The 13,373-nt window shown below is 34.9% G+C and carries 5 protein-coding genes; 1 reads left to right on the plus strand and 4 read right to left on the minus strand.

The annotated features are described in order from the left end of the window. Window positions 1-20: 20 nt before the first annotated feature. The 4 genes from FUA24_RS01550 to FUA24_RS01565 all read right to left on the minus strand — a co-directional run bounded on the left by FUA24_RS01550 (window position 21) and on the right by FUA24_RS01565 (window position 9,864). Window positions 21-1,727 carry a hypothetical protein gene (locus FUA24_RS01550; protein ID WP_148539748.1) on the minus strand — a complete coding sequence of 569 codons (1,707 nt, stop codon included), beginning with the start codon at window positions 1,725-1,727 and terminating at the stop codon, window positions 21-23. 7 nt (window positions 1,728-1,734) lie between these two features. Then, a complete protein-coding gene (locus FUA24_RS01555; RefSeq protein ID WP_148539749.1) occupies window positions 1,735-3,504 on the minus strand; it encodes a RagB/SusD family nutrient uptake outer membrane protein in 1,770 nt (589 codons plus the stop codon). Window positions 3,505-3,521: 17 nt separating this feature from the next. After that, window positions 3,522-6,623, minus strand: coding sequence for a SusC/RagA family TonB-linked outer membrane protein (locus FUA24_RS01560; RefSeq protein WP_148539750.1), 3,102 nt, complete (start codon window positions 6,621-6,623; stop codon window positions 3,522-3,524). Between the two features lie 277 nt (window positions 6,624-6,900). Further along, window positions 6,901-9,864 (minus strand): sulfatase-like hydrolase/transferase, encoded by a 2,964-nt coding sequence (locus tag FUA24_RS01565; protein ID WP_148539751.1) that lies wholly within the window; start codon window positions 9,862-9,864, stop codon window positions 6,901-6,903. 356 nt (window positions 9,865-10,220) lie between these two features. On the opposite strand from FUA24_RS01565, the gene FUA24_RS01570 reads away from it, so the two are divergent. After that, complete coding sequence (locus FUA24_RS01570) at window positions 10,221-13,370, plus strand: SusC/RagA family TonB-linked outer membrane protein (RefSeq protein WP_148539752.1); 3,150 nt, start codon at window positions 10,221-10,223, stop codon at window positions 13,368-13,370. Window positions 13,371-13,373 lie beyond the last annotated feature (3 nt).

A 13,373-nucleotide genomic window follows, 5' to 3' on the forward strand; every position in this document is an offset into this window, starting at 1 on the left:
TTATTTAATTTGATATATGTTTAAGGTCTTTCCTCAATCTCAATAAATTGTAAGTTATCTATATACATAACTTGCGCTCCGGTTACACCAGCATTTTCAGCTACATGAGGCCTAAACGTAAACCTTAAGTTTTGGGCAGGTGTAATCTCTTGGGTTGTTACGGTATTAGAAACTGTTATCCACTCCCCTCTAGGTTCATTTTCAATATTCCATAATTGTCTACTAAATGCTGGTTTATTGAATTCTGTTCTAAATGTTTTTAAGGTAGTACCTGGTTCTATATACAAATCATAGGTAATCCTGTATGTACCTGCAGGTATAGGAGCAATACGAGCTAAACCAAAACTCCATAAATTAACATTTGGTAATGGGTTTGAAGCAGGTGTACTCCACTTCATACTTGCAGTGCCATCTGAAGCTCTTTCTGTTGTTCTTTCAAAAGCAAAAGCGCCTCCACCTAATATATTGTTATTACCAGTAAAATAGTTTAAAGCGAAAGCTCTATTGGCTGCACCACTTGGTTCTTCGAAACTTGCATGCCCTTTTTCTGGTATAACATTACCTCCAAAATGCATTTGCACAGTTTCTGGACCAAAAGCTTCAAGAGGTCTTTCATCTGCAGACTCAATACTTCCATTTCCATTGTATGAAACCGTAACTACATCACTATTATAAATAGGTTGTGAAAGAATTAATTCCATGAAAATAGCATTGTCTTCACTAACACGTGCTGATGCTACTGGAATATCTTGATTAAATCCAGAAACCGCATTGGTTACATTAACGGTAAAGTTATCTTCTTCACCACTAAAAGGCACTAATTCTCCATTAACTCTAAATCTAATAACTTCATTTTCATCTTCTGTTAAGGCTCCATCAAATTGAAAAGGTTGACTAGACTGTACAACTCTAACTTTTAAAGGAATTACTTTTTCTGCAGTAAATCTAGGTAGTTCATTAATTCGTAATGATCTTAATGAGCCAGCATCAAACGTACCTAACTTAAAGAATTTAATCTCTCTTTCTTCTCCTCCAATTTGATTTGGAACACCATCTGGAATAATCCAAGTTGTGGTATTTGGTCTTCCTATAGTTGTATTATCTCTATAAGTTAAACCTGTTGCCGCTTCTATTTCAACAACAGGCCAACTATCTGAATCTTCAATAGATGTTTCTTGTTCTCCTGTTACATTTAATATTTCTACACCATCTTTTAAGATTGAAAAGGCTGGTAATATTTTAGCATAAACATCAAAAGTAAATGTGGTATCAATTACCCATAAATCTCCTTCTTGATGTGCCTCTAGGTTTCCTGCACTAGATCTATAAGTTACTTTTTCTTCAAATTTATTAAGAAGTCTTACCCTATTTATACCGCTGTTTTTAAACAACACAAATGCCTTTGGGTCTGTTATAGATAAACCAGCGTCTTCCATTATATAATCATCAAAAATGGAATCTTGCGATTTAAATCCTGTTCTTAAAAACTTGTTTCCTTCTTCAATTATCCATTCATGACTTACTGTTCCTTGAGATAAATCTAAAAAAGGCACATTGGTATCAACATTAATACTAAATGGATCATTTACAAATGGCTGCGTACCTATTAACCAAGACACATCCGATAATTCATCAGGTGCCGTAAACTCAGCATATTCTTTTTCTTCGCAGCCTAAAAGAACAAGGAATGCAATGCAAAGAATAGTATATATTTTTATATTTTTCATAGTCTTTTTAATTTACGTTTGGATTTGCATTAGCTTCTGCAAAAGGAATTGGGTAATACCTCTGTGTGCTTTCGTTGTAATTTAATGCCGAAGTATCATACTCATAATCAACAACTATATGAGCGCCTGCTGGTTGTGTGCCTTCTAACGATGGGAAGTTAAACCTAGTTCTACTGTTTCCTTCATCATTTACATAAGTAAAATTAACGCCATAATAAACTTCTGAAGCTAGTTCTTGCAATCTGTCTTTAAAGCCATAACCTTCTGACTTTTCCCATCTCACGAAATCTAACCAACGTATAGCATGCCCTTCAATAGACATTTCTAATGGTTTTTCATCGTACATTAAACGTGTCATTAAAGCATCTGCATCGTAAGTAACATCGTCATAAGTTCTGTTCGTATCTCCGCCTTGTGCACCAAGAAGCACTAATCCCCACCTTCTGCGTACCTCATTAATCAATTCTAGAGCTCCACTAACATCTCCTGTTTTTATCTTACACTCGGCTTGCATTAAAATAACTTCAGATAATCTATTTACAACCACATTCTTTTCTGATAATGTTGCTGATCCTGTTGGTAGTTGCCCTTCTGTGGCTACAATATCATGATTCGTATATTTTTTCCACCAAGCAAACCCCCACGCAGTTCCATGAAACCTGTTATAGGCACTAGTTTGTACCTCATAATAAGTTGTTTGCGTATCGTCTACAAGTGCGATCATTGAAGATGCTCTTAAAGGCACATTTCTTAAGGTTAGACCTGTATCAGGATCATTATAATAATTCCTATTATCTAAAGGATCCATTGGTTCTGTTTTATACTTATAAGCTATCCACGCAGGTCCTACTGCACCTCTTGTGTTAGACGTTTGTTGATTTAGCCAGTTTGTTCCTGTTTCACCAATCCATCTGCTTTCATTGGTTAAATCTGCATCAATAAAACTAAAGTTGATTTCAAAAATAGATTCCGAATTAAACTCACCTGCAGTGGTAAACATTTTGTCTAAATCATATTCTAATTCATAACCATGGTTATTGATTACATCATCAAAATATGGCATTGCTCTATTGTACTCTAGTTCCTGCAAATAACTATGTCCTAAAATAGTTGCAGCAGCTCCAGAGGTTACTCTGGTAATATCCCCACTAGGATATTCTCCTTTCTTATAAAGATTAGCATAAGCATATTCTAAATCTTCTCTTACAAATGCAATAACCTCTTCTTCAGGCGAAAGTCCTTTTGCATAATCTTCATTAGTAACGGGAACAAAGTCTCTGATTATAATACTACCCTCATTATAGGTTGTATATAAATAATAATGGAATAACCCTCTAAAAAATCTTGCCTGAGCCATTTGCGAGGTCCATTCTTCTTCATTGATTGCTGTTTCTTGGATATTGATTAAAGCTTCAATAACTTGATTTGCTCTAAATATTCCTTGATAACATGTTTGCCACTTGTCTATGATTTCATTTGTTCCCCCGTTATAGGTATGCAAATAGAAATCTTCTGTATTTTGAGGAACTGGGCGTCCATATCCCGGATATCCCATATCCGATCTTAAAGTTTCGGCTATTACGTTTAATACTGCCGGGTGATACAATGTTTGATACACCGCATTTAACCCAGATTGTGTCTCTGATAAGTTTCTCCAAAAACGATCTACTCCAATAATATTTGGATTTTGCTCTTGTAGAAACTCGTTATCTGAACATGAGCTAATTGCACTCAATGTTAAGACTAACACTATTGATTTAATTAATATATGTTTCATAACAAATAAAGTTCTTTCTAAAAGTTTAAGTTCATTCCAAATAAGTACTGAATAGAAATTGGTCCGGTATCCTTATCTAGACCTCTTGATACTACTCCTCCTCCAATTTCAGGGTTGTAACCTGAGTACTTGGTAAACGTCAATGGATTCTGTGTTCTCACATAAAACCTTAAGTATTTTAAGCCCCATTTTTCTACAGTTTTCTTAGGAATTGCGTATCCTAAAGACACTTGTCTAAGTCTTAAATAAGAACCATCTTCTAACCATAAATCACTATAACCTAAATAATTTGGATGTCTACGTACATCATTTCTATATGCAGGTATTGGAGAATCTGTATTGGCTTCAGACCATTGATATAAAAGATCTTTATGTCTTCCAAAACCATAGGCCCAAGCATCAAAACCATTCATAATTTCTTGCCCTAAAGCGGCATACCAGTTCATTGAGAAATCCCAACTTTTATAATTTAAATTTAGAGTGTACCCTAGTTCGTATTTTGGTAATCCACTACCGCTGTAAACACGATCGTTATCATCTAAAATTCCGTCATTATTTTGATCAATAAATCTCGTATCACCCATTCTAGCATTGTTATCTATTAACTGGTATTCAGCTAGCTTTTCTTCGGTATCTATAATACCATCGGTTCTCCAAAGGAAAAATGCCCCAGCTTCGTGACCAGTTGCTAATGCTGTAACTCTAGATTGTTGTGGTGCTCTACCTACTAAACCAAAATCATTAGTTAATTGAAAGTTTGAGTTACCGTTAATTTTGGTTATTTCATTATCATTCGTTGAGAATGTACCATTCATGTTAAACCTTACCTTTCCTAACTTACCTCTATATGCTGCTGTAAGCTCAAGCCCTTTATTAACCATGTTACCAACATTAAGTGTAACTGTAGCGTTATTTCCTCCTCCAGCAGATAATGGTAAAAACACTGGGAATAACATATCTTGCTTATCTGCATAGTAGTACTCCGCAGTAAGCGTAAGTTTATTTTTTAAGAAACCTAAATCAATACCTACATTAGAAGTTGTTGTAGATTCCCATTTTAAAGTTTTATTAGCAAAGTCTAATTGTGTTGCCCCAAGACTTACAAAATCGCCTGTTCCTGAATTCCCTATATAGTTAATATTCTGTTCTATACCTGGAATAAATGAATATGGCCTAACACGGTCATTACCAATAGTACCGTGAGATAGTCTTACTTTAAAATTATTTACGATTCTTTTGTATTTACTCCAAAATGGTTCATCTGAAGCATTCCAAGCAAATGATACACCTGGAAAGGTACCCCATTGTTTCTTAGGAGATACTAAATAGGATACTAATGAAGAACCATCTCTACGAACACTTGCACTTAATAAGTAACGCCCTTTATATCCATAAAGCACACGACCTATAGTACCAATTCTTGTAGTGGTATAATCGAATCCAGAAGTAACACTTTGATCTCCTGTTGCTAAATTTAAAACTCTTGCATCTGGATTTGTTGCCTCTAGACGTCTGGCTCTAAATGCCTCATTTTGATAACGTTCTCTATCTGCAAAAAATGCAAAAGTAAATTTATGATCTTCAGCTAATGTTGTCTGATAAGTTAATCCTGCATTAATATTTAAAGACCTGTTATAATTTGTTCTATTGTCTATATAACTGTTAATAGGTTGCGATTGTAAAATACCCTGTGTATTAAAAATCTCTTGATAAGGTCTATAGTCTTTTCTGTAAGAGTTATAAGTTGTAATACCTACATTACTTGTAAATTTCAATTTCTTAGTAATATCATAATCTATACGGAAAGATCCATTTACTCTAACGCTTTTCTGGTTTTGCTCTGTTCTTAAGCTTTCCAAAACCCAACCTAAACGGTTAACATCATCACCACCTTGTTCTAGCTCATCAAAACTATCTAAATCTAGACCGTTTTGTGTTGGCCTATATACGATGGCTTGTGAAAGTAAATTGCCCTGTGGAATATCTCTATTATCTTGAATAAAAGCTAAACTAGATTGCAGTCTAACCTTGTTCTTTTGATAAACAGTATTAAAACGTGTATTGAAACGTTGATACGCTGAATTTACTTGAATACCTTCTTGGTCAAAAAAGCCAAGAGCAACATTATATGTAATATCGGCAGTACCCCCAGAAATATTTAAATTATGCGTTTGCGTTGGAACATCTTGCCTAAATAAAATGTCATTTAAATTAGTTTCGTTCTGGAAAGAAATAGGATTTTGTAAAATTTGTAATCTTACTTCATCGTCTAAGGCTCCTCCTGTATTTCTTTGGGTTACAACATCAAAATAAGTTTGTTCTACAGAATTCATTAATGGCACTGCAGCTTGTCTCCTTTGAATGGCGTAATTGCCATTATATCTAACCTGTAAGGTTCCTGGTTTACCTTGTTTTGTTGTAATTATAATTACACCTGTTGCTCCTCTTGCCCCGTAAATTGCTGTAGAAGCCGCATCTTTTAAGATATCTATAGTTTCGATATCTGTTGGTGGAATTCTAGGATCGCCTTCCTGAACAATTCCATCAACCACGTATAGCGGTGTATTGTTATCTAAAGATGTAATACCTCTAATAAGAATTTCAGAATCTCCACCGGGAGTTGAAGAAGCTACAACATTAACACCTGCAGCCTGACCTTGTAATGCGGATCCTAAATCTGCACTTACAATCTTTTCCAGAGCTTCAGCTTTCACTTGTGTTACAGCTCCTGTTAATTCTTTTTTCTTAACAGCACCATAACCAATTACGACTACTTCTTCGAGTTCATCTAATTCGGCTTTTAGAACAACATTTAACTCTGCTCCAATAACTTTGATTGACTGAGAAGTCATCCCTAAATAACTAAAAGTAAGTGTATCACCAATACTTGCTTCGATGGAATAAACTCCATCAAAATCTGTAACTGCTCCAGTTGTTTTCCCGTTTTTAACAAGAACAACTGACGCTCCAGGAATTGGCATACCATCTTCACCTGAAACAACCCCCTTTACGTTTAAATTTCCTGTTTGAGCTAGCAAAATGCTAGTAAAAAACAAAAACATAAAGAACGTGGATTTGCCCAGTAATTTTCTAATAAATAATACGCTTTTCACATTCATTTTTTTAAGTTTAATTAGCTTGTTTTAATTAAATTAACCTGTTAAGAGTTTCCTTATTCCTAACAGTTTTTAACTAGTTTAGTTAATCGAAAAAATCTAGTTTATCAGCGTAAAATTATATATTGAAGAAGGACATTAAATAACTATATTTACCCTTAACATACACTATATTACCTAGGTATTACAAGGTTTTTTCAAGAAAATTCAAAACAGATTTAAAAGAAAAAAGCTTATGACAAAATCATAAGCTTTTTTCCAAATCATATTATCAACTATATTATTTTTTTAAAATTCTTTTTACGCTTAAATTATCATCAGCTAGAACCTTTAAAATATATGTTCCTTGAGTTAAATCTGCTGTATTTAGCTCTAATCTATCTGTGTTATTAAAACTATATGACTTAATACTTCGCCCCGTTATTGACAACAACTCTAATTCTATTTTTTCAACTGAATTTTTAAAAGTTAAATGGATGGTATTTGAAGTTGGATTAGGATAGATTCTAAATTCTGAAGACAAAACATCTGTATTGCTTAAAGTTCCTGACGATCCAATTTGACCTGCAACCGAACCTGAAGTTTCACTATAAGGCCACAAATTATAATTTGTAGTTTCTGAAGTTATCCAATTTGCGGAATTATTAATACTTGTTCTTAATTGCTCGGAAGTTCCATTTAGTGCCCCAGTATAAACGCCGTTGTCCTGATCTGTACCTACAGCGTTTGCATTTACACCGTTTGTTAATGCAGTAGGTAGTGCACAAAAGGTATTTCCTCCGCCTGTTCCCCATCCACCGTTGGTATTTAAACCTGTAATCCACACACTAGAGTTAGGATCTGTTGGTAATGCAAAAGGATCTATTTGGAAAATTAAGATTCCATCACCACCTGTTGCCATATCAAAATCACCATCACTAGGTTCGGCATCTTTTCCGGTATGGTCATGAGATGTAGTTCCAGCAACAACTTCAGCATTACCTACTATTCTTTTAACAAGACCATCAGAATCTAGTTTAAAAATATCTCCTGTATTATAAGCATCTCCAGACGTCCATGTCCAAATATCATCTACGCTATAATCTCCTGTCCAACCATCTTGAGTTCCTTTCCACGATCTATTAGAAATAGAAAGTTTAGTTGTTGCACTTATATCCTTTAGTAACATAAACGCTATAGCACCATTATTTGTCCCTTCAGCTTTAAAACCTACAATTGCTATATCTCCAGCGGTTAATACGGTAGGTGCAATAGCATCATAAATAAAAATACTTACTGGATTGGTATCTATCGTTCCATAAGTTGTTGTCTGTAATGTAATGGTTAAAGTCTCACTAGTTTCATCTAAACCATCACTTGAAGCAGCAATATCAATAGTGGCATTATTTTCACCGTTTAATATTGTAACACTTCCTGAAAGTGTTGTAAAGTCAACACCATTAGTTGCTTCTCCGCTAACAGCATAAGTAATAGTTATATCCTCAGGAGCTAGAACACCTTCGGGCAAACTTACAGTGAACACCCCGTTTGTTTCACCTTCAACAGCATCTTCAACACCTTCAATACTAATTTGACTTATTTCACTTTCTAATAATAATTGTGAACTTTCAAATAATGCATTGTAAGCGGGTAACGTGCCATCATTCCATAAAAAGCTATGAGGGTGCCCACTACCATCTCCGTCATTATCGTACCACAATGGTTTTACATCTTTAAAATTAACTACCGTAGCAATACCATCATCTAACATGTCTTGAATAATCTGTTCTGCATTAGGTTCTGTAGACCTAACATCGGTAGTTTCACCAGGATCAGCAATTATATCATATAATTTCCATGCCCCACTTGCGGTCTTAACAATTTTCCATTTACCATTAGAAAGTCCTCCATTATGAAATCCATTTTGAGGTCTCATTATAATTACGGATTCATCTGGTCTGGCGTCAGTACCAGCAATCAAATCGTCCATAAAATCTACACCATCTAAAGTCTTATCCACAGGTATAGTTCCTCCAGCTAAATTTACCAGTGTAGGATATAGATCTAAAGAACTTAATTGATGGTCATAAATTGAGCTCGAAGAAATTTGTGCTGGCCAATGCACGAACATTGGTACTTTATGTCCTCCTTCTTTAACACTACCTTTTAAAGCATCAAGAGGCCAGTTAACAGCACCTTTACTAAAAGTGTACCCGCCGTTATCGCTTAAAAATATAATTACGGTATTATTAAACTCAGTCATATCTTTTTGCAATTCTGCAACTACTCTTCCTATATTCTTATCCATGTTAGCTACCATGGTTGCATAAGTTACGCGTGCATCAGTTAACTCATCAATTTGCGCTTGTTGTTCAGCAACTGGTAGTTTGGTAACTGGATTAGAGTTTTTTATGTAATCACTATTATTAACTAGAGATTCAAAATTAGGATTATCAACTTTAAACTGAGCTATTTCTGCTGCTGGTGCTTGTAAGGGTGTATGAGGCGCATTATAGGACAAATACAAAAAGAAAGGATCGGAGGATGGTGCATTCGCAGCAATATAGCTTATAGCTTCATCTGTTAGCACATCTGTTAAATAATCTTCCTCACCAGTATCACTAAATTCGTTTTCTGCCACATAACCTCTATTTCTCCAAAGCGGATCTTGATACTCATTCGTTACTGGATTACTTCCTCCAAGTCTATTATAATAAGCATCTTCATAGATACTTTCAAAATAGTTTTTACCTCCTCCTAACATACCGAAGAAATAATCAAAGCCCCTATCTAAAGGTTGATAAGATCCATTTTCATGACCTAAATGCCATTTACCTATGGCCGCAGTGTTATAATCTTCATCTTGAAGTATGTTAGTAAAATAGGTTTCTTCTGTTGGAACTCCTAACGTGGTAGTATTATCGTTAGGTAAATTATACTGCGCTCCAATGCGGTGAGGCATAATACCCGTTAATAACCCAACTCTACTAGGACCACAAAACGGATGCGCAACATGTGCATTCCTACAAATAACACCATTATTTGCCAAAGCATCAATATTTGGAGTAGGTATTATTCCTCTTTCAGCAGGAAAAGGATGTGTGCTATTATAAGCATCTCTATTGAATCCAACGTCGCCATATCCCAAATCATCTGCAAGGATTACAATTACATTGGGTCTTGAACCTGCCGTTTGAGAATTCACACTTAATCCAGATAAAACAAAAGTTATTAATACAACTATATTTAAATAATTTTTCCTCATTACCCTCTTTTTATTGAGAGGATAAAATTAAGGTTAAGACCTAGGGTGTATTAAATTCATTTTATCAAAACCTTATCCTATTTTACCTTATTATTATGATACCTCTAAAGGTCAATTTAAGTGTTGGGCTTTTTCCTTGCAATTCATAAAAACCTGTTCAACTTTAATCCAATTCTTCTTAACAAAAAGCTAAAACATCAAATTAAAACATTGATAATCAACAACTTAAAATAAACAGATAAATAACACAAATTTAACATATAAAACTTTTGTGCTACTCAATAGGACATTTGTTTCCCTTGAAACTGGCTTTTTTACACAAATTTGTCTATCAAAACATTTAAAACTAACAAAATATGAAAATCAAATTACTTGAAAGATCGCTATTCAAAGGATGGCAGTTCAAGGTTTTTCTTATTGCACTTATCTGTTCTATAAGTTTTAATTCGGCTTATGCCCAAACAAAAACACTAAAAGGACAAGTAACAGGCGCTGGGGAACCATTGGCAGGAGCCACTGTAATAGTTGTTGGAACTTCAACAGGGGCAATTACAGACTTTGACGGAAACTACGAGATTAAAGCCGCTCCCGGTAACAAACTACAATTTAGCTATTTAGGCTTTGTAGATAAAGTTATCACCTTAGGTAATCAGACAAGTCTTAATGTATCGTTACAAGAAGACCTTTCTACTTTAGATGAGGTAGTTGTTGTAGGTTACGGTACTCAGAAAAAGAAAGAGTTAACTGGTGCGGTTGCACAAGTTAAGGCTGAAGACATCATGAATCAAGCTACATCTGATGTTGGATCTGCTTTACAAGGACAGATTGCAGGGGTTTCTGTAACGTCTAGTTCTGGTGAACCAGGATCTGAAGCCAATGTACAAATTCGTGGTTTAACTTCTATTTTTGGAGCCAATTCACCATTATATGTAGTGGATGGTATTCCTTTTGAAGGAGATCCAAGATTAAGTATGGAAGAAATTGAAACTATTGATGTACTTAAAGATGCAGCTTCTACAGCTATTTATGGTACAAGGGGTGCTGCCGGTGTAATCTTAATTACCACTAAAAGAGGTAAGGTAGGCCAAATGAAAGTAGGTATTAATAGTTATTATGGTATACAAAACATTACTTCTGGAACACCTATAATGGAAGCAGAAGATAGATGGTATACACAATTCTTACTTTCTTGGGCTCAACAGCAACGTGTATATGGTAATACATGGACAGTTATTGAACGTGCCGGACATCAATTGGCAAACAATAATAGTTTAGAGGATGTTGTTCAAAATGATAATGCACCTATTCAAAACCACAGTTTACGTGTATCCGGAGGTAAAGACGGCTTAACTTACAACATTACTGCTAACTTCTTTAGTCAAGAAGGTCCTATCATTAAATCTGGATTAGAAAGATTCAATGTAAGATCTAATACATCATACTCTAAAGGTAAATGGGATATTAGAACTGGTATTTCATTTAGAACTGGTGAGCAAGAGCGTTCTCCTTGGGGATTAACAAAAGAGATTATTAGATTTGATGCTTTCCAAGCTGCAATTGACCCTGATGCTGATTCTACTGCTGAAGGTGGTGAAGGCTCAAGTGCTGCTAACCTATCCTATTTAGGTTATAGATTACAACAAACCGATAAAGAAGAACAAGACTACTTTGACGGTGCATTAACTTTAACGTACAATTTCACTAAGGATTTAAAATTCCAGACAAGAGCTTCTATAAGTAGATACAATACTACTAGAAGAAGAATAAACCCTAAATATACGGCTTACGATTGGGAAGGAAACGAGGTTCCTACACAACAAAGAGCTCAGATATATAACGAAAGTACAGTATCTAAAAAGACTACTATCGAAAATATTCTTACCTTTAACAAAAGCTTTGGAAATCACAACCTTAAGTTTACTGGAGTATACTCAGCAGAGAAATATAACTACTCTCAATTTTGGGCTAGAAAATTTGATTTATTTAGTTCGGAGCTAGATGTTCTTAACAATGCACTTGAAGATCCTCAAGCAGGTTCCGGTACTAACCGTTGGACTCAAGATAGAGAAAACACGTTAATTGGTATGTTAGGAAGGTTACAATATAACTACAAAGGAAAGTATTTATTAAGTGGAAGTGTTCGTCGTGATGGGTCTTCTAGATTTAGAAAAGACCCTTGGGGTATTTTCCCTTCATTCTCTGCTGGATGGAATGTTTCTGATGAAGATTTCTGGCTACCTTTAAAAAACACTGTGTCTTCGTTTAAAATTAGAGCAAGTCATGGTACAACTGGTAACCAAGGTATCTCGGATTATAGCTACCAGCCAACTATTATAATTGAAAATGACTATCTTTTTGGAAATAGTGATGATTCATTATTAAACGGAGCAATTCAAGAAGGTTTTGCTAACGAGGATGTTAAATGGGAAACGTCTGTTTCTACCAACTTCGGTTATGACATTTCGTTCTTAAACAACAAATTAACATTTAGTTCTGATGTTTATAGAACAAACAAAAAAGACATGTTATTCTCTGTATTACTTCCTCCAACAGTAGGTGGTGGTACTGGTCAGAATGCCGAGGTAGTATTAAACGTTGGTGATATGGTAAACCAAGGGGTAGAATTAGCTGCAAATTACCGTCATAAAGGTAAATGGTCTTGGAATGCTGGTATAACATATACCAAAAATGAAAATACTATTACAAAAATGGCAGACACCAATAAGTTGATTTACTTTGATGATAGTACAATCTCTGGTACAGACAACGATAGAGATGCAGTTTCTGTGTTAAAAGAAGGTTTAGAAGCAGGTGCTTTCATGTTAATTAAGACTGATGGTATTATTAAAAATGATGAAGAGTTAGCCGCTTATTTAGCTGAATATCCTGGTAGTGGTGCACAACTTGGTGATCTAAGATTAATAGATGCACTTACAGTTGATACTGATGGCGATGGTGTTGCAGATGCTGGTGATGGTATTATTGATATTAACGATAGACAATACATGGGAAGTGGAACACCAGAATTTGAAATGGGATTCAACTTTAACACATGGTATAAAGGTGTAGATTTCTCTATGCAATGGTTCGGTGCTTTTGGAGGAGAAATCATGAATGGTAACAAAGCATATGCTTACCAAGAAGGTAATCATCAAGACTTAGTACACCAATGGTCTCCTCAAAATCCTGATTCAAACATTCCAGTATTTAGAGGTTCTTCTACTCACAACAACGTAAGAGGTAGAAATGATTACTGGTTAGAAGATGGAACGTTTGTAAGATTACGTAATATCACTTTGGGATATAGTATACCGAAAAGAAAATTAGAAAAAATAGGCCTATCTAAATTGCGTCTATACGTTACTGGACAAAATCTTATTACTATTACTGGTTATGATGGATTTGACCCAGAAGTTGGTAACAATGGTTTAAGTACTAGAGGTATTGATAAAGGTACTTACCCTATTAGTAGACAAGTACGAGCTGGTTTACAACTAGAATTCTAAAAA

This window comes from Seonamhaeicola marinus, from assembly GCF_008085455.1.